Origin of the sequence: Pseudomonas sp. B16120 (genome assembly GCF_044218845.1) — a bacterium.
Taxonomy (GTDB): domain Bacteria; phylum Pseudomonadota; class Gammaproteobacteria; order Pseudomonadales; family Pseudomonadaceae; genus Aquipseudomonas; species Aquipseudomonas paracarnis.
On the sequence record NZ_CP162588.1, the window covers coordinates 2,677,607 to 2,697,583 of the forward strand.

The window sequence follows — 19,977 nt, forward strand, 5'->3', positions numbered from 1 at the left end:
TGCCTGAACTCAGGCCTCGACGCCGATCATGCTACGGATTTTGTTGGCCAACAGGTCAATGGAAAAAGGCTTGGCGACCATGTCCATGCCGTCCTCCAGGAACCCCTGGCGTTCGGCGGCTTTCTCGGCATAACCGGTCATGAACAGCACGCGCAGGCCGGGGCGATGCTGGCGGGCGATTTCCGCCAGTTGCCGGCCGTTCATGCCGGGCAAGCCAACGTCGGTCACCAGCAAGTCCACGCGCAAATCCGATTCCAGCAACGGCAGCGCCGCACGCGCATCCGCCGCCTGGTGAGCGGTATAGCCCAGTTCGTCGAGTACATTGACCACCAGCATACGCACCGCCGGGTCGTCCTCGACCACCACCACCGCTTCACCGGCCAGGGCCACGGGGGCTTCGGTCAGGCTGGTAGGCAGGCTGCTTTCCAGTGCGGTGCCATACAAACGCGGCAGGTACAGGCGCACGCAGGTGCCCTGGCCCGGTTCGCTCTGGATGGTCACGTGGCCGCCGGATTGCTGGGCAAAACCGTAGATCATCGACAACCCAAGGCCAGTGCCTTGGCCGATGGGTTTGGTGGTGAAGAACGGGTCGAACGCCTTGGCGAGGATTTTCGGCGCCATGCCGCTGCCGTTGTCGCTCACGCCAAGCATCACATAGTCGCCAGCCTTGACCGGTTCCAGGGTGGTGATGTCGGTGCCGTCCAGGTAACTGTTGGCGGTTTCGATCAGCAGCTCGCCGCCGTCGGGCATGGCGTCGCGGGCGTTGATCACCAGGTTGAGCAGGGCGTTTTCCAATTGGCTGGCATCGGTGTTCACCGGCCAGGTGTCCTTGCCCAGTTTTACCTTGAGTTCGATATGCGCGCCCTTGGTGCGCCGGAACAGGTCTTCCAGGGACGCCACCAGTTGGTTGGGGTCGGTGGGGCGACGGTCCAGCGACTGGCGTCGCGAGAACGCCAGCAGCCGGTGGGTGAGGGCGGCGGCGCGGTGGGCGGAGGACACGGCGGCATCGGCAAAACGGCCGATATCGTCGCTGCGTCCGGCGGCAATGTAACGCTGCATCAGGTCGAGGCTGCCGATGATGCCGGTGAGCATGTTGTTGAAGTCATGGGCGATACCGCCGGTGAGCTGGCCGACCGCTTCCATCTTCTGCGCATGGCGCAGGGCATCTTCGGCACGCTCGCGCTCGAACATCTCGTTTTGCAGGCGCTGGTTGGCTTCGGCCAGCGCCTGGGTGCGCTGGGCCACGCGTTCTTCAAGGTTCTCGTTGAGGTGGCGCAGGGCTTCTTCGGTGAGCTTGCGTTCGGTCTCGTCGATCACAAAGATGTAGAAACCATTCACCGAGCCGTCACTGCTAAAGCGCGGCAGGTACTTCATCAGTGCATGGCGCGGGCGGCCATCGCGATGAGGCGTCACCGTCATGAAGCTGCACGCTTTGCCCTTGAGCGCGGCGGCGATCTTGTCTGCGCGCCCGGCATACACCTCGTCGCCAAGTACTTCGCGGATGGTTTTGCCGTACAGCTCCTGGGGCGTCTTGCCGTACCAGTCCAGGTAAGCGCTGTTGTTGAGGCGAAAGCGCTGGTCGTGGTCAACGTAGCCGATCAACACCGGCATGGCGTTGATGATCAGTTGCAGCTCGGTCTGGCTCTGGCGCAGGGCTTGCTCGGTGTTTTTACGCTCGGTGAGGTCCAGCGCGGCGCCGAGGAAACGCGCAGGCCGGCCCTGTTGATCCTTGTAGCAGCGGCCACGGGCGAACACCCAGCGCACCTGGCCGTCGGCTTGCAGCAAGCGATACTCCTCGGCGTATTCGGTGCCATGGGTAATGCAATGCTTGATGCTGCGCGTCACCGTTCCCCGGTCCTCAGGGTGCACACCATGCAGGTAGGCGCTGATGGGCAGCAGGCTCGAATCGTTGGGGTCGACGCCATGCAGGTAGGCGAAATGGGCGTCGGCGATGAAACGGTCTTCGCCGATATCCCAGTCCCAGGTGCCTACCGCGTCGGTGGCCGCCAGTGCCAGTTGCAGGCGCTGCTCGGTGTTGTGCTGGGCCTTGAGGCTGGCTTCGGAGCGCTGTTGCAGTTCGAGGGTTTTGCTGCGCCGCTCATTGGTTTCAATGGCCGTGACCAGGATGCCGGCCACCCGGCAGCTTTCATCGCGCACCGGGCTGTAGGTCAGGTCGAGCCATATCTCGGTGTCGCGGCCCTCGCGTTGCAGCACAAAGCGTTGCTCGCTGAAGGTGCGCACCTGGCCGCCGAGCACGGCGTCGTAGACCGGCGCGGCGAAGCTTTCCAGTTCGGGCCAAGTGTGGTGCGCCGGCTGGCCCAGAGCGCCGGGGTGCTTGCCGCCTATCAGGTGGGCAAAGCCATCGTTATAGAGTTGTATGAGGTGTGGGCCCCACAGCAGCACCATTGGCATGGGTGAATGCACGACGATATCGACAGCAGTGCGCAGGCTTTGCGGCCACTCACTGGCCTCACCGAGGGGGCTTTGCGCCCAGTCCAGCCGCCTGATCAATGCAGCGGCTTCGCTACCGGTGGATGTTCCATTCATAAAAAGCCCTGAGCCTGACGCTTTGAAAAATGACAACACCCATTGTCCCAAGGAACGACAAGGGGTGGCTACCCCGGAAAAATAGCATGCCTTGAGGGTTTTTCTTCAAAACGCTGTGTCAGCGCTGAAACCTTTCATCTAATCGGCCAGCTCAGCTCTGTGGCGAAATTGCTCCAGTGCCTGGGGGTTGGCCAGGGCATCGGTGTTTTTCACCGGCTCGCCATGCACCACATTGCGCACCGCCAATTCGACGATTTTGCCGCTGATGGTGCGGGGGATATCCGTGACAGCGAGGATCTTCGCCGGCACGTGCCGCGGTGTGGTGTTGGCGCGAATCACCTGGCGGATCTGCTGTTGCAGCGCCTCGTCCAGTTCAATTCCATCATCCAGGCGCACAAACAGCACCACGCGCACGTCGTCCTGCCAGCGTTGACCGATGGCGAGGCTTTCCAGCACCTGCGGGACCTTTTCCACCTGGCGATAAATCTCGGCGGTGCCAATGCGCACGCCGCCGGGGTTGAGCACCGCATCGGAACGCCCGTGGATCAACAGGCTGCCGTTGGCGCGTTGCTCGGCATAGTCACCCTGTGCCCACACGCCGGGGAACTGGCTGAAATACGAGGCGCGCAGTTTTTGCTGTTGCGGGTCATTCCACAGCCCGATGGGCATGGCAGGGAAGTGCCGGGTGCACACCAGTTCGCCTTTCTCCCCGATCAGGGGCCGGCCCTGGTCGTCCCACACTTCGATGGCCATGGCCAGGCTCTTGCACTGCATTTCACCGCGCCGTACCGGCAGCACCGGGTTGCCGATCACAAAGCAGGAGACAATGTCGGTGCCACCGGACATCGAGGACAGGCACAGCTCAGCCTTGATCTCGCGGTACACGTAGTCGTAACTCTGGGGCGACAACGGCGAGCCGGTCGAAATCAGACCCTTGAGGCTGCCCAGGTCGTGGCTCAAGCGCGGCTGCAACCCGGATTTTTCCAGGGTGGCGAGAAATTTGGGGCTGGTGCCGAACACGCTGATTTTTTCCGCATCGATCAGGTCGATCAAGCGTTCGGGGCCGGGATGGAACGGCGAGCCGTCGTACAGCACCGCGGTGGCGCCGATCGCCAGCACCGACACCAGCCAGTTCCACATCATCCAGCCGCAGGTGGTGTAGTAGAACAGGCAGTCCTCGCGGTTCAGGTCGGCATGCAGGCCGTGTTCCTTGAGGTGCGTCAGCAATACGCCGCCAGTGCCGTGGATGATGCACTTGGGGATGCCGGTGGTGCCGCTGGAATAGAGGATATACAGCGGGTGATCGAACGGCACCGCGACAAATTCCGGTTCGCCGCCGGCTTGATAGAAGTCGTCCCACAGCGCGACGTGGGCGTGGGTGGCGTAGTCCCCAGCCTGCGCCTCGGGCTTGGTGTAAGGCACGATGATCAGCTGTTGCAGGGAGGGCAGGCGTTCAAGGATTTCATTGAGCTTGGCGCTCTGGTCGATGCGCTTGCCGGCATAGCGGTAGCCTGCGCAGGTGATCAGCACCTTGGGCTCGATTTGGCCGAAGCGGTCGATGACGCCCTGGGTGCCGAAATCTGGCGAGGAGCACGACCAGATCGCACCGAGGCTGGTGGTGGCGAGCATGCCGACCAGGGTTTGCCAGGTGTTGGGCATGCACGCGGCCACTCGGTCACCTATGCCGACCCCGGCCGCCCGCAGGCTTTTTTGCAGGCCGGCCACGTGTTCCGCCAGCTGCGCATAGCTCAATTGTTCACGTCGGCCGTCTTCGCTGACAGCCACCACAGCAGGATGATCGTCGCGGCGGCGCAACAGGTGTTCGGCAAAGTTCAGGGTGGCGCCGGGAAACCATTGGGCGCTGGGCATCTCGATGTCTTCGATCAGGGTCACCGTGGGCGGGCTGCGAAACTGCACGTCAAAGAACGCGACAATCGCCTGCCAGAAGTCCGGGCGTTGGTCGATGCTCCATTGGTGCAGGGCGGGGTAGTCGTGGAGCTGCACGCCGTGGCGTTGGTTGATGAAGCGGCGGAACTGATCCATGCGCGTGTTGGCGATGCGTTCCGGGGACGGTTGCCAGAGGATGTCGGACATAAGCTGCCTCTTCTCGTTCCCACGCTTCGCGTGGGAATGCCTGACTGGACGCTCTGCGTCCACTTTTGGGGCGCGGAGCGCCCCGGTCTGCGTGCCCACGCAGAGCGTGGGAACGATCATCACGGGTTTACTGGGCCAGCCAGCCACCATCGATGTTCCAGGCCGCGCCGCGCACCTGGGCACCGGCTTCACTGCACAAGAACAACACCAGCTCCCCGAGCTGCGACGGCGTCACAAACTCCAGCGACGGCTGTTTCTCCGCCAGGAGACCCTGCTGCGCTTGCTGTGGGTCGACCCCGGTAGCCACGCGATCATCAATCTGCTTCTGCACCAGCGGCGTCAGCACCCAGCCCGGGCAGATGGCGTTGCAGGTGACATTGCTGGTGGCGGTTTCCAGGCCCACCACCTTGGTGAGGCCGATCACCCCATGTTTGGCCGCCACATACGCCGCCTTGCCCACTGAGCCGACTCGCCCATGCACCGAGGCGATATTGACGATGCGCCCCCAGCCCTTGGCCTTCATGCCCGGCAAGCTCAGGCGTGTGCTGTGGAACACCGAGGACAGGTTGATGGCGATGATCGAATCCCAGCGCTCCACAGGGAAGTCTTCTACCGCTGCCACATGCTGGATACCGGCATTGTTGACCAGGATGTCCACGCCACCGAACTCGTGCTCGGCGTAGGCGAGCATGTCGGCAATTTGCGCGGGGTCGCTGACGTCTGCCGGGTGATGCCCGACCTTGCCGCCAAACGCCTGTACCTGGGCGATCACCGCGCTGGCGTCGCCGAAGCCGTTGAGAATCAGGTTGGCGCCGGCCTTGGCCAGGCTCAGGGCAATCCCTAAGCCGATGCCGCTGGTGGAGCCGGTGACGAGGGCGGTCTTGCCATTCAAAGTTGTCATGAAAACCTCACACAATGCCGGTGGCGTAGAAAGTGCCGATCACCACGAACACCGCAAGGGTCTTGATGATCGTGATGCCAAAAATGTCCTTGTAGGCTTCGCGGTGGGTCAGCCCGGTGACGGCCAGCAGGGTGATCACTGCGCCGTTGTGGGGCAAGGTGTCCATGCCGCCGCTGGCCATGGCCGCGACCCGGTGCAGCACCTCAAGGGGGATATTGGCCGCGTGGGCGGCTGCAATAAAGCTCTCGGACATCGCGGCGAGGGCGATGCTCATGCCGCCGGAAGCGGAGCCGGTGATACCGGCCAGCAAGGTCACGGTGATCGCTTCGTTGACCAGCGGGTTGGGGATGCCCTTGAGCCAGTCCGCCAGTACCAGAAAGCCTGGCAGCGAGGCGATTACTGCGCCAAAGCCGTATTCCGAGGCGGTGTTCATTGCCGCTAGCAGCGCACCGCTGACCGCACTTTTACTGCCTTCGGCCAGCTTGCTCCTGATCGCCGAGAAGCCGAACACCAGCACCACGACAATCCCCACCAGCAACGCCGCCTGCACCGCCCAGATCGCGGTGAGCTTGGCGATTTCGGTGGTCACCGGCGCGCTCATGCCCGGCAGGCTGAGGCTGTGGGTCTTGCCGTACCACTGCGGGATCCAGTGGGTGAACAACAGGTTCATCACCCCCACCAGGATCAGCGGCGACAACGCGAGCCACGGGTTGGGCAAGCTCAGGTTGTCGGCGGTTTCGGGCTCATTGCGCAACTCGGTGCCATAACCTTCACCGGCGCGCTGGGCCTTGTTGCGCTGGCGTGCGAGGTAGAGCATACCGGCGCAAAACACGAAGATCGTGCCGATCAGCCCTAGCCACGGCGCCGCCCAGGCGGTGGTGTTGAAGAAGGTGCTGGGGATGATGTTCTGGATCTGCGGCGTACCGGGTAGGGCGTCCATGGTGAACGAGAAGGCGCCGAGGGCGATGGTCGCCGGGATCAGGCGCTTGGGGATATTGCTCTGGCGGAACATCTCGGCGGCGAACGGGTACACCGCAAACACCACCACGAACAGCGACACGCCACCGTAGGTGAGCAGGGCGCAGACCAGCACAATCACCAGCATCGCCTGGCGCGTGCCGAGCAAGCGGATCGCGGCGGCGACGATCGAGCGCGAAAACCCCGACAGCTCAATGAGCTTGCCGAACACCGCACCGAGCAGGAATACCGGGAAATACAGCTTGATAAAACCGACCATCTTTTCCATGAACACCCCGGTAAAGGCAGGGGCGACAGCGGACGGGTCGGTGAGCAGCACCGCGCCAAGGGCGGCGATGGGGGCGAACAGGATAACGCTATAGCCACGGTAGGCGGCCAGCATCAGCAGCGCGAGCGCGGCCAGGGCAATGATCACACTCATGGTGTGTCTCCATCGGATTGTTATTTTTGTGGGGTAACACTGGGGAAACGCTATAGCTAAATGCGTGCCAATCGTATAACTGTTTGAAAAATAACGATTTAATGGATGTTAATTCAGGCGCTGTCTCCATTGTGAGACTGTGTGCTGGCGGGGTGTGATCAAACCAACTCGATTTCCAAAGCACGCGCTGCGGCGCTGTCTGTGACAACGCACAGTCTCTTTTATGAGGCTTTAGTCTCTAGATAGAGAGTTTTTGCGTTTGCGCCGTAGATCGCCATAGCGGATAGACGTCAGACAGGTAGATGGGGGTGCGGTAGTAAGTATAAAGGTGAAAAGGGTGGTCCAGCGTCAATGGCTCAGTGTGTGCCAAGCGTCGCGCCAGGGCAGCACGCAACTCTGGGCGATTGGAGTTAGAGTTCCAGAGGCCGTTCTGGTGTGCAACGCACACCATGGCGTAGGCATTTTCGGCAGCAAGGTCAGTGGCGCAGGCGATGATGCAATCGAGGAGTTCATCGACGAGTGCGTTGGTCGCGTAATGCTTGATCGGGTTGATGCCGCGAATCAGCAGAGCAGGCTCGCTGCCAATGGTCAGGGTATACAGTTGTACATTGCCCACCAGGCGCCCCCGTCGCTCGCTGAAAATATTCAGGTGAAAGTGATCGTCTCTTTCGAACAGCCCACGGTTGATGTCGGTACAGATACCCGTCGTTGATTTGGCAAAAAAAGACGCTGCATTTTTTGAAAGATAAATTCGGAGGCGGTCATAAGGCTTGCGCTCTTGATTGATGAAATAGCGATAGCCTTGCAAATGCGGTACGAAGCCTCGGTTGAATCGTTTCAAGCCTGCACGCTCTACGTGCCCGCAATGATCCCGTAACTCGCACAGCGTTTGTTGCAGATCACTGATGCCGGCGGTAATTGGCCTGAACAGGGTATAGATCGTCTCTGCGAGCGACGGTTGGGTATCACCTTCGTTCTCCGTCGACGAGGGCAATAGCGGATGGTTGCCCAATACGCGCTGGCTGGCTTTTAGATTGTTCAGGTACAGCTCATTTACGAGGGACGAAGGGTCGTCGCAGTCCAGGCATCGTGACAGCCAGTAAGGCGTAGTCAGACCATGTTTCACCGCGTTTTCGAGTTTTTTGGTCTGTGCGATGGCGGCGATTGCTTCAGCGGGGGACATCGCGCCCAGGGTCGTCAGTAAAGTGGCGAGTTCAGTCGGGGTTCTGGCAATTACATTGCGCAGAAGTGTGCGAAGGCGCCCCAGGGTATCTTTGTCGCGTATGTGTTCAAACAGGCTTCCCAGTGCGTCAATTGCGCCGGGGTGGATAAACACGAGCTGGCGAACGTCCGTCAGGATTCTTTGATCGACGAATACCGCCAGTAGACGATCACGGTGGGCGTTGCTGTCAAGCAGGCGCTTGGCTGATGGGTTGCCCAGTACGGTCCACAGCAATTGGAACAATTCCACAGGGCAAGCGGGGCCGCTGGAGTCTGGATGCAGTTGTGCCTGGAGCGAGAGAAAGCGTTGCGCCATGCCCGGGTCGATACCGTAGTGATCCAGGGCCGGTTCCATGTAGCGCAACGCTGCCTGGGCTGAGGTGCGGGCAGTTGCAATGTGCTGCGAGGGGTTGAACCCCTGCAGGGATTGCTCGACCAACAGCATCTGGTGTTCGGATTCCAGTTTTGAATATGCCTCATAGGACTCGGCGTGTTCGGGGTGGGAACCCGGCTGAAGCTCTTGTGCAAGTATTTTGCCTCGTTTGGGCGGACAGGCCGCCTCCAGATTCTGCCTGAGTGCGTCCAGTGACACGCTCAAGGTTGAAGCCATGTCGTCCAAGGGGGGCAGGGCACTCTTGAGGCGTCTGCGCATGGCGATCCGTTGTCCTGCAGCCCATTGCCCAGAGGGTTCGAGGGATTGCCGGTCGCCAGTGTGGCCTGTGATGTGCATCGAAGGCTGGGTCTGCAGCATCAGTGCAGGCCAGTGTGGCCGGGCCGCATCCAGTCGCCAAGGCGTGTCGGGGGCGAGCAACTCCACGACCTGCCGGGCGATGGCGCTCAATATCCCTTCATAGCCGTCAGGACCGCATTGGTGATGAGCAATCACAACGTGTAGCAGGTCAGGCAGGTTGCCGGCGCCGTCGATAAAGAAGTAGAACCGCTGGGTGCCAAACATTAATTGTTCGGTCGTATAGACACTGAACAACGGTGAATCACATTCGCTGCTGTCGCAGAGGGCGACCAACTCGCGAACCCGTTGCTGTTCATGAAAGCCCAGTGACGCGGGCGGTGGCAGTTGCACAAAACCCTGGCGTTCCAGGTGCAGCTTGATCAGTGCAACGAGTTGACTGTTCTGGTGCCGGCGATGCCGGTGAAAGTGATGGTTTTTTGCTTCCGAGCTCGGCACGAAGTCGATTTTTTGCGCTGGCAAAAGAATCGAAAATTGCTCCAGAACCACCTCGTACTGATTCGGATGAGTTCGCGGGTCGACGCTCTCCTTGAGCACATCCGGTCTGATTCTCAAGCGGCCACTGACTGAAATGATGTCTGCCTGGCGAATCTGCGCCGTGGCATCCCGCAGCGCCGCATCCAGAACAATCACTTGTAATGAAAAATAGTGGCTGGCCACGCGCAAGAAGGTCATGCCGCCCAGCTGCCGTACCGCTTCGCAGCGCCCATTAAGGGAAATGACCCGGTCTTTATGCTCAGGCAGCTCATCCGGGTATAAAACCAGCGAAGCGTCAGGCCTGTCAGCGGTTTCAGTAAAGTGGCCCATTACAATGATCGTCCCTGTAAAAAGGTGCATCGACACGGCGACAGTGCCGGTTGCCACTAGGCGATGGTCAGCAATTTATCCAATGCTTGGTGGAAATCCGCCAACAACGCCTGGGCATTCACCTGCGAGATCCCATCTCGGTAATAGGACAGACTGCCGATCAGCCCGCTGTCGGTGCGCACCGTGTTAAGGGACACATCGGTCTTGATGCCTGTGGACGGCACGCCGATCCCCCGCAACGGCGCGTCACCCAATTGGCGCTGCCTTGACGGGTAGTTATGGTGGTTGTACCAGTAGGGAAACCGGGACCCATAGGCACTGGAGCGTGGTGAGCAGTTGGCTTCAAATAAGTGTGGAGGCAACAACGTATGGCCGTAGGCATCGAGCACGCAGTGATTGATTTGCTCAAGAAGGTGCAGGGAAGGTGACCAGTGGCTAAGCTTGGGTCTGATCACCATGGGATGAACGAAGTACCCCACCACCGATTCAAGGGCCGCATCGATCCGATTGGCGACTGGTGAGCGCACATACAGATCCTCGGTGCCGGTGTTTCGGGCCAGTGCCACCAGGAATGCGCTCAGGATGATGGTGTACAGGCTGAATCCGCTGCGATTGCACAGGTGTTCTATAGCGGGGTACTGCGCATCCAGGTTCAATGGGATGACCGCGCTGCGAAACGTAAACGCGTCCGGTCGCTGGCCCGCTCCGCGCAAGGCAAAAGGTTCGGGTAAATGTTCGAGTGCCTGTCGCCAGAAATCCAGATGCTTGTCCAGCAACTTCTCGGTAAAGCGTTGATGCTGGGCATCCGTATAGTCTGAGTAGCTGAGGCAATGCACGATCTGCTCCGGTGCGACGCTGCCGATGGGTGCCTGATAGTGTGCGCATAGCTGGTCCATCAGCACCGCGCCTGACCAGCCATCGAAGGCAATGTGGTGAGCAGTGATAATCAGCACATCATTGGCCTCAGGGCACTGAATATAGGTGGCCCGGATCAACGGGGGGCTGCTCAGGTCGAAGGCGGTCAGTGAAGCTTGAACCACCAGGTCTGTAACGGTGTCGTCGGACTGGTTTTGCGGCTCAAGGTTGATGACGTGAAACGGCAATGGGAAATCATCGATAACGTGCTGCGTGCGACGCCACTGGCCGTGTGCGTTTAGCGTGAAGCTGCAGCGCAGTGCCGGTTGCTGTGCCAGTACCGTAGCAAATGCCTCGCGCACCCTGATCGCTGAACAAGTGCCCTGAATGTAGAACGCCAGCACTACATTTTCCAAGTAGGCCGGGGTTTGCGCGGGTTTATCCAGTATCTCCAACTGAGCCAGCCCGGGCGTCTGTTCACCCACTCGTCGGCGCCAGGCATAAGCGTCGAGCAACATAGCGTTTTCAGCGCCATGGCTGGCACCTTCGCCGAGTAGCGTCACTTGTTGAGCCAGAACCGGATGATCGAAAATATCCTTGGGGCTCAGATAGACGTTGAACAGGTTCGCAATCCTGCCCAGCAGCATCATCACCGAGAGGGAGGTCGCCCCGCGTTCAAAAAAGTGGCTGTCAGAGGAAATCGTTTGCTGATTGAGTACTTCCGTCCAGATGGACTGCAATTGCACGGCCGTCGAGGTTTGCGCGTCGATTTCGGTGGGGCCGGTATCGGGTTGAAAAGCCAGTTCACGCAAAGTGTTATGGTTGATTTTGCCATTGGGCAACATTGGCAGTTCGCTCAGTGCCTGGATTCGGCTGGGGTGCATATAGGACGGGAGCTGAAGGGAGAGGGCCTGCCTGATGCGTTGCTCAACGGCGTGTGTATCCGCATCGGCTTGTGGCACAAACGCCACGCAAATCTGTTTTTCTGCGCTGACGAGCGTATCAATGTAGGCGGCGGCGCTGTGCACGCCGGGCGTCTGCTGCACGATTTCCTCTATGGCCAGAAGCTCTACTCGGTGCCCGTTGATTTTGTACTGGCTATCGCGACGTCCCAGGTAGTGAAGATCGCCTGTGGTGGAAAAAAAGCCAATATCGCCCGTTTTGTAAGTTCGCAGAGCGTGTCCATCGAGGTTAAGCGATGTAAAGCGCAGCTCATTTTCATGAGGGCTGTTGACGTAGCCAATGGCGACACCCGGTCCCGCAATGACTATTTCGCCTTCTTGATGCGGTAGAGCAACAGGTTTCCCCTGCTCATCCAGCAGGTATACCTGCATACAGCGAATGGGCTGGCCGATGGGGGCAGGCAACGCCCTGTCGGCATCTGGGTTCACCCGCCAGAAGGTCGCGTCTATAGTGGTCTCGGTAGGCCCATACAGGTTGACCAACGGGGTGCGGGTTTTCGCCAGGAACAGGTCCGCCAACTCCCAGGTCAATGACTCACCACCACAAAATACCAGCCGGCAGGGGATGTGTTCGAATTGCCTCAGCCTCACCAGCTCGCGCAGCAGTGTAGGTACAAACTGGGCGATGGTTATATGTTCTCTCTGCAGTGTCAGCAAAATCCCCAGCGGATGCTTGGCATAAGCTGCGGGGAGCATGACGGTACATGCGCCGGCCGCCAGCCCCGTCCATAGCTCCCAGACCGACGCATCAAACGCTATCGAAGTGCGTTGCAAGATGATGTCAGCCTCGTTGACAGCGAACGCTTCTATGAACCAATGCGTATGGTTCAATAACGCGCCGTGGCTGATCAGTACGCCTTTGGGGGCGCCGGTGGAGCCAGAGGTGTAAATACAGTAGGCGCACGTACTGGGTCGTGGCCCGCTGATGTTTTTACGAGGGTAGGCTTGGCTGAAAATTGTGTGTGGGTTGACGGTCGTGGCGCAAAAGCCCTGACGAGGGAATGACTCTGCATCGCTGAAAATACATTCAACCCCGGCGTTATCCAGAATGTTGTTGATTCTGTGCTCAGGGTTGTCGATGTCAATGGGTAGATAGGCACAGCCATGCTTCATTATCCCCAGGCAGACAGCCATTAGCTGGACGGTTCTTTCCATGGCGACTGCAACAATAGCATTGCGTGGAACGTCGTTATGCTCCAGGTAACCGGCAATCAGATCTGCCTGCTGGTCCAACTGTCGATAGGTCAAGTGCTGCGCACCGCATTTGACGGCGATACGATCAGGCGTGGAGTTCACGTGATATAAGATCATGTCTAAGATACTGTCGTAAGTGCCATGATTCATATCAACTTTCTCCTAGGGTAGATAATAGCCGGTGGCGATATTTATCCTGCTGAATAGGCTCTCGCCCTGCAACTACCAAGTTTTGTAGTTGCGCTGACTTCGTTGCGAAGTATGCTTTGTCCATTAGCGCCGCAGCACGGCAGTTTAAGCTGGCGCGGCCTCACTAGAGTGATAAACCATGTTTGCAAGTTATCTGAGCGTTGCCAAAAGCATCTCTTATATGTCAGTGCCCATTGCCGTCGGCATCGTTATCCAATCGTTATATTTGCTTATCGATTTGTTCTTTGTCAGCCACTTGGGGGCAAATGCAGTCGCAGGCGTCACGTCGACTGCCACTGCCGCGCTGCTCACCGGCATGCTTGGGCAACTCTTGGGTATCGGGGCGGTCGCGTTGATTGGTCAGGCACTGGGGGCCGGCCAATTTGCACTGGCGCGACGGATCTTTGTCCATGCGGGCCTGATGGCTGTTCTTTGCAGTTGCGCTGTGGTCGCTGCCGGATACATGGGTGGGGCTCACATGCTTTCCAGGTTGGCCTCGGGCGCGGCGGCCCAAGAGCTTGGCGAGTCCTACTTGAACGGGTACATACCAGGATTGGCCCTGCAGATAGTCATGACTGTCGCGACTTTCGGGTTACGTGCCGCCGGCGAGCCCTATGGGCCTTTGATCGCTCAATGTGTTTCGGTCCCCATCAATCTTATCCTGGCGCCTTTGTTGATTTTCGGCGTGCCGGGTGTCAATGGCTTGGGCACCTTCGGCGCCGGCCTGGCTACAACGGTCGCCACCGGGGTTGCTGTGTTGATAATTCTTCGCAGAGCATTTGATCGCTACCGTCAGTTTGCCCAACCACCAATGGCGTTTCGGTGGGAATACTCGACTGCCAGAAGGATCTTTTCAGTCGGGCTGCCTGCCGGTCTGGAAACCCTCGTTATTTATATGTACACCGCGCTGATGTATTGGGCCGCTGCAAAGTTAGGTGCGCCTGTGCAAGCGGCGGTCGGTATAAGCCTGATGCTCATCCAGGCACTTTTTATTCCGTCTGTTTCCGTGGCGCACGGTTGCGTGCCAGTCGCTGCGTACTATATCGGCGCGGGTAACAGGCGAAAGGTCAAAGAAATATACATTGTCGCATTCGCGCTGGTGACCAGCGTGATGGGCTGCCTGACGTGGGTATGTAACCTATGGGGACATAGCCTGGTGTCGTTTTTTTCCAGCGACCTTCAGGTTCTCGATGACGCAACTTATGTGCTGGCGTGCCTGGCCTTGAATTTCGTCACATCGGGATTAAGCCATATCAATAGTTCCATATTGCAAGCGGCCGGGCGAACCATCTGGTCGCTGCTGGCGATTTGCACGCGTTTGGCAATATTCATCGTGCCGTTGTATCTGCTGATCGACGCTGGCCAAGTGACCTTGCAGCGTTTGTGCCTGTTATCCAATCTGGCGTTTTTGTCCCAGGCACTGGTCAGCAGTTACGCGGCCTACCTTGTTATTAAATATCCTGTTCTCACAGCATCAGTGCCTGAGGCGGCTACTTCACGAGGGTTTGATTCGTTGTTAATGAACAAGGAGCAATAGGACTCATGAGCAACTCAACAAACTTTGAAAACAGATGGCATTCAGCGTCTGAACTAAAGCAATTCGAAAATCGCTACGCGATCAGCTCAACACTCTTGAGAGAGTACAAGATTTTTTTATCGTGTGACGTCATGTTCGACTCATCTGAATTACTCGGATCACTCATTGATACACGCTGCGCCATGGTTATATATACGCCAACTGTAAATGCATTATATGGCGAGGCCATTCGTCGAAAGTTTTCCCAACTCGAGTGTGGCGAGCGGGTGTGTTTTTTCGAACTTGCCGTTACCGAGGAAAATAAAGATATCACTATGTCGCTCGAGGTCTGTCGATTAGCCAAACAGATCAATTTGCCCCGCCATGGCCAGATTATCGCAATTGGCGGCGGCGTATGCCTGGATATTGTCGGCTTTGCCGCGTCCATTTACAGGCGTGGGGTCAGGTGCATAAAAATACCGACGACATTCATTGGCATGATTGACGCAGCAGTCGGCATCAAGAACGGCATTAACTATGAAGGGAAAAAAAGTGTCCTCGGTTCGTTTTATCCGGCGGAGTACACCATTGTGTGTCCCAGCTTTTTAAAAACGCTAGCGGTAGAGCATTTGAAAGCAGGGTTTGCCGAAGCGATCAAGATAGCCGTCATCAAGGATCCAGTACTGTTCCGGCAGTTGGTCAACGTCTCAACGACCCTGCATGAGGAAAAGCTTCAGGGCGGTGTGGGCTGGGACGCGATTGATCGGTCGGTAGCGGGCATGCTGACGGAGCTGTCGGAGAATCTGTATGAGCTTGACAGCTATCAGCGCTATGTCGACTTCGGCCACACATTCAGCCCTCATATCGAGGCAGCGACTGCCTATAAAATCAGCCATGGTGAAGCGGTCGCAATCGATATTGCGTTGTCGGCTGTCATCAGTGCCCAACGCTCGATACTTGCCTGGCAAACCTGCGATCTGATCGTCAATACCCTTAAGAGCGTAGGGCTGCGCGTCAGCGTCCCGGCTGAAGTGAATACCCCGGCACTTTATGATTCCCTGGCCGCGGTGGTTGCCCATCGTGCTGGTGCGCTGAATCTGGTTATTCCCGTCGCGATTGGCGCGGTCGGCTACTTGGAGCAGTGGCAAGAGCTGACGTTTGAGCAACTGCAACAGGCTGTCACTTACCTGGCTGTCAATAATGACTGATCTGGGCTGCGCAACCTGGAGTTTGCCCCAATCCTGCCAGCCTGCTGTGTTGCCCCAACAACTGGTGCTGCATGCTGGCGTTCAGACATTGGCGCAACTGCGTCTTTTGAGGGCATGTCCAGTCAATAATGAACAAGCCCTGAATGGAGGCCTGGGTGGCTACAGCGGTAGCCATAAAGTCAGTGCCATCGGCTTGAACCTGGTTGAGGCGTTCGGACTGAACGAGCAGGGCGCACGCAGGTTTCAAACCGAGTTTTTTGAAAGTGCCGTGCATATTGTCAAGCAAGCGGCGTTTCTGGAAGTGCCTGCCGTTTATATTCCCAGCTTCAACAAAAATGAAATAGTGCAGGCGAGTGACTTCGCCGCGACCGCTACGTTTTTCCGGCGACTGTGCCGCGCCGTTCGGGGACTGCCGGTGATGATCGCCAGCGAAAACAGTCTGTCCGCGGGGCATCAATCAGCACTAGTGCATCAGGTAGATGAACCAAACTTCAGAATCTTGCTGGATATCTTCAACCCGTTGCGTTGGGGACATTCGGTTGAAGAAATTCTTTGTTCAGTCCATCCCTATCTGCTTGATCAAGTGCATGTGAAGGACGGTATCTTGCCAGCGTATGACAATGTTCCCCTTGGGCGGGGTGAGGGCAATGTCGCAGGAATTATCGACACTATTGAACGTCTTGGATTTTGCAATACCTACATTCTGGAAAATAACTACTCCTTGCTGTCCATTGCTGGATTGAATGCGGACATCGCGTTTGTGCGCTCGCGTTTATCTGGTGTGCAAAGAACACCGTAACCGGGGTGAAAGACAAGAGATGTTTGAACAAAAGAAACTGCGTCAGCTGTTAGAACACTCAACGCCAATGGCCAGGGTTTCATCTTGCCTGTCTGTCGACTGGGAGGACCGCTATTGCGTGTTCGTCAATCGCTTGGCCGCTGCGCCGCAAGGCCAGACGTCCCGCCCTAATTCGTCAGCTCCCGGGAGCGGGCCACTGGCCGGCGTAGGGTTTGTTGTCAAAGATAGCATTGACGTTCTTGGGTTTGCGACAACCAACGGCACCGCGGCTCTGAACAACAATTATCCGACGTCTGATCATCAACTGGTCGCTCGTCTTAGATCCATGGGCGGCATCTGTGTCGGTAAAGCCAACCTCGATGAAATGAGCTATGGCTGGGCGTCAGACAACGCCTATTACGGGCAGGTGATCAACCCGACCTTTCCCGAGCATTCTCCCGGCGGCAGCAGCGGTGGATGTGCTGCCGCAGTGGCGGGCGGTGCTGCCTGTTTTGCGGTGGGCGAAGATACCGTGGGGTCTGTACGGATTCCCGCGGCGTTCTGTGGGCTCAGCGCTTATAGAGCGCTTTGCGCGCAGCCGGCCAGCCATGAGGTTTGTCCGTTAACGTCCTCTGGCTACGATCAATTAGGCCTGATCGCCCCCTCGATCGATGATATCTCCAAGCTGGAAAGCCTTATTCATGACTATGAAGAGTTGCCCGTCTTAGCGCCTGGGGAACTTTCTATTGCTGTCGCCGCCAATTTCTCGCTGTCGGCGCTGGCGCCAGAGGTTGAAGCCAGTATGCATGACGCGATCTTCAAGCTTGCCGGCGCCGGCGCCACGTTGGTGATGCATGAGGTGCCAGACTCATTTGGCTCGGCCGCCTGCGCATTAACCACGATTGTTAACTACGAATTTTTACCCGCGTTCAATAGTTATCTGGAGAGCCGGGCAGGTGAACCTGCGACGCTGGAACGACTGCTCGACCACCGACACACCCTGGCCGCCCGCCGCATCAGATCATTGGCACTCCCAACGGGTAGACCAGTACAAGCGGTATATGAGCGTGCCCGGCTCACTGCAAATCAAATAGAACAGGATGTGGTTGATTATTTCCAGCAGACCCAGTGCCAAGTGCTCATCCATCCTACAGTCGCAATCAATGTGGCCACGTCGGACATTCACAGTCACGCGTCGACAGACCCTCTTGCGCTGGCCCGGCATGTATCGGTCGCGACCTGTGCCCGGACCATTGCGATGAACTTTTCCATGACCAGTCCGAAAGGGCTGCCGGTCGGCATTGAAATGTTATGCGCGCCGACAATTGATTCAAAACAGGCACTGGCAATCTGCCGCACTATCGAAACTATCGTTAAAGACTGAACCAGCACGAGGGACAGTAGTAAGCCCTGTCATCCACGTTACGAGGCGAAGTTTTATGAGACTTTTAAATGTTGAAATTGAAATAAATTCGCGGTGTAACCGTAAATGCAGCTATTGCCCCGTATCGATTATGCCGTTTCCGCAAGTGCCACGCTTGATTCAAGAGCACGTGCTATCTGCCTTTATCGAGCGGCTGGTTGAAATAGACTTTGATGGCCGGATCTCATTTCATTTCTACAATGAACCGTTAATCCATAAAGGACTGGAAGAGATCATCCGCCGTATTTTGGCGGCAGTGCCAAAATGCCGTCCTGTATTGTTTACCAATGGAGACCTGCTGACCCAGCAGCGCTATGACTCGTTGATCGAAGCTGGCCTGCAAATGATCGTTATCACCTCGCACAGCGGTAAATCCCACCCGCCCCGGCCCAAACAAGTTGTTCAGTTTTCAGACGATCTGGTGCTGACCAATCGCGGTGGAACCATGGAAGACCTGCCCAAGGCCACCGGCGAGGACGTTTCGCAGCGCTGCTTTGCGCCGACAGAGATGCTAATCGTTACCATCACCGGCGACGTGGTCCTTTGCTATGAGGACGCTCATCGCAGCCATGTCATGGGCAATATCTGCGAGCAATCCATTACCCAGATTTGGAATAGCCACGATTACTCGCGCATCCGCGCTGCGTTGGAAGCCGGCAATCGTCAAGGCGCCTGTGAAATGTGCACGCACTGTACAAACCGCGCGCATACCACGGTGGGTATGTCAGACCGATCCGAACCTTTTTGGGACCTAATTTCCTGAGCACTTGCTCGCAACCAGGCACTTTTCAGTCAACAGGTAAAACCCATGAGTATTCACATCGACGCAACGAGCCGTTCTCTCCACACTCCGGCAGGGGCGACTGTTAGCTGGCCTAAATGGCCTTCACACGACAGTGACACGCTGAAGATCGTCAATGAGGTTCTGGAATCGACACGGTGGACAATCAGTGGCGCCTACACAGGGCAGGAGGCGTACGAACGACGCTTTGCCCGAGCGTTTGCCGACTACTGCGGCACGTTGTATTGCACACCTGTCACCAGCGGCACCTCCGCGCTCACCATTTCGCTGCTGGCGCTTGGGGTCGGGGCGGGGGATGAAGTCCTCGTGCCTGGATTGACCTGGGTCGCTTGCGCCTCCGCCACCTGCAGCGTTGGTGCGGTGCCGGTGTTGGTCGATATTGATCCGATGTCCCTGTCGATGTCGCCGCAAGCCGCCCAGGCGCGGATCAACGCCAAGACCAAGGCGATCCTGCTGGTGCATCCTTATTGCCGAACAGCGGACATCGATGCCTTCCTGGACATTTCCGAGCGCTACGCCATTCCATTGATCGAGGATTGCTCTCAAGCCCACGGTGCAATGTGGCGTGGCCGCAAGGTCGGATCGTTTGGTGCGTTGGGCTGTTTCAGTATGCAACAAGCCAAGGTGCTGACCTCGGGCGAGGGCGGTGCAGTGGTGACCTCGGACCCTGTGCTGGCAGAAAAGCTTGAGCAGTTGAGGGCCGACGGGCGGCTATTTTCCGGTACGCCTGTGGAGAGTCGCTTGGAGTTGGTCGAACGGGGTGCGGTACAAGGACAGAACTTTTGCCTGACGGAGTTTCAGTCGGCCATATTGCTGGACAGGTTGCAGCATCTGGACCAGCAGAATACGCAACGTGAAGCATGCGCAGAAACCTTGCGAGCGTTGTTCGAAGGAGAGGAGGACTTCATTACCTTCCTGCGCCGTGATCCACGCAATACGCGCTGTACCTATTACAACCTGGTGATGAAAGTTGGCCTGAAAAAATATTTCCCGGGCTGCACGATCGATGCCCTCGCCCTTGCCATGACCCAAGCGTTGAATGTTCAGGTAAGCCCGCTTTATCAACCAATGAATTCGTTCAGGCTGTACAACCCGCTATCAAGTCCGAGAATCAAAAACTTTTCCAACAGGCTTGATTTCGAGCCCGCGCGCTATCCATTGCCCCAGGCTGAGTCCGCCCGGCTGGATCACATCACCCTGCCGAACTGGGTCTTGCTTGGCGGCGCCGACTCAGCGCACCGCATCGCGATGGCTCTCAGGGACCTGGCCGCGCAGCCGCACAAGGTGCTCGCCGCTCGGCAGGCTCCGACGGCTGACGCTTTTTAAATTACAC

Annotated in this window: 12 protein-coding genes; 6 read left to right on the plus strand and 6 right to left on the minus strand. The window is 57.8% G+C overall.

Annotation, left to right across the window (positions count from 1 at the left end):
* Positions 1–9: 9 nt before the first annotated feature.
* From AB4P90_RS12655 to AB4P90_RS12680, 6 genes are all read right to left on the minus strand, one after another.
* Complete coding sequence (locus AB4P90_RS12655; protein WP_014718204.1) at positions 10–2,547, minus strand: PAS domain-containing protein; 2,538 nt, start codon at positions 2,545–2,547, stop codon at positions 10–12.
* Positions 2,548–2,685: 138 nt separating this feature from the next.
* Positions 2,686–4,641, minus strand: coding sequence for an acetoacetate--CoA ligase (locus tag AB4P90_RS12660; RefSeq protein ID WP_395605940.1), 1,956 nt, complete (start codon positions 4,639–4,641; stop codon positions 2,686–2,688).
* 127 nt (positions 4,642–4,768) lie between these two features.
* Complete coding sequence (locus AB4P90_RS12665; protein ID WP_395605941.1) at positions 4,769–5,542, minus strand: 3-hydroxybutyrate dehydrogenase; 774 nt, start codon at positions 5,540–5,542, stop codon at positions 4,769–4,771.
* A 7-nt stretch (positions 5,543–5,549) separates the two neighbouring features.
* A complete protein-coding gene (locus AB4P90_RS12670; RefSeq protein WP_032903867.1) occupies positions 5,550–6,941 on the minus strand; it encodes a GntP family permease in 1,392 nt (463 codons plus the stop codon).
* A gap of 238 nt (positions 6,942–7,179) precedes the next feature.
* A complete protein-coding gene (locus tag AB4P90_RS12675) occupies positions 7,180–9,717 on the minus strand; it encodes a hypothetical protein (protein ID WP_201915181.1) in 2,538 nt (845 codons plus the stop codon).
* A gap of 56 nt (positions 9,718–9,773) precedes the next feature.
* A complete protein-coding gene (locus tag AB4P90_RS12680) occupies positions 9,774–12,878 on the minus strand; it encodes an amino acid adenylation domain-containing protein (protein WP_395605942.1) in 3,105 nt (1,034 codons plus the stop codon).
* Between the two features lie 178 nt (positions 12,879–13,056).
* Between AB4P90_RS12680 and AB4P90_RS12685 the strand changes: the two genes are divergently transcribed.
* From AB4P90_RS12685 to AB4P90_RS12710, 6 genes are read left to right on the plus strand one after another with little or no spacing between them, the layout of a single operon-like run.
* Positions 13,057–14,454: an MATE family efflux transporter gene (locus AB4P90_RS12685; protein WP_395605943.1), complete on the plus strand. Its 1,398-nt coding sequence runs from the start codon at positions 13,057–13,059 to the stop codon at positions 14,452–14,454.
* Positions 14,455–14,459: 5 nt separating this feature from the next.
* Positions 14,460–15,641, plus strand: coding sequence for a hypothetical protein (locus tag AB4P90_RS12690; RefSeq protein ID WP_050587250.1), 1,182 nt, complete (start codon positions 14,460–14,462; stop codon positions 15,639–15,641).
* Positions 15,634–16,440 carry a sugar phosphate isomerase/epimerase family protein gene (locus AB4P90_RS12695; protein ID WP_395605944.1) on the plus strand — a complete coding sequence of 269 codons (807 nt, stop codon included), beginning with the start codon at positions 15,634–15,636 and terminating at the stop codon, positions 16,438–16,440. The genes AB4P90_RS12690 and AB4P90_RS12695 overlap by 8 nt, the downstream gene beginning before the upstream one ends.
* A gap of 19 nt (positions 16,441–16,459) precedes the next feature.
* On the plus strand, positions 16,460–17,803 hold the full coding sequence (locus AB4P90_RS12700) for an amidase family protein (RefSeq protein WP_200600861.1): 1,344 nt from the start codon (positions 16,460–16,462) through the stop codon (positions 17,801–17,803).
* Between the two features lie 55 nt (positions 17,804–17,858).
* Positions 17,859–18,605 carry a radical SAM/SPASM domain-containing protein gene (locus tag AB4P90_RS12705; protein WP_200600863.1) on the plus strand — a complete coding sequence of 249 codons (747 nt, stop codon included), beginning with the start codon at positions 17,859–17,861 and terminating at the stop codon, positions 18,603–18,605.
* Between the two features lie 45 nt (positions 18,606–18,650).
* On the plus strand, positions 18,651–19,970 hold the full coding sequence (locus AB4P90_RS12710) for a DegT/DnrJ/EryC1/StrS aminotransferase family protein (protein WP_200600865.1): 1,320 nt from the start codon (positions 18,651–18,653) through the stop codon (positions 19,968–19,970).
* Positions 19,971–19,977 lie beyond the last annotated feature (7 nt).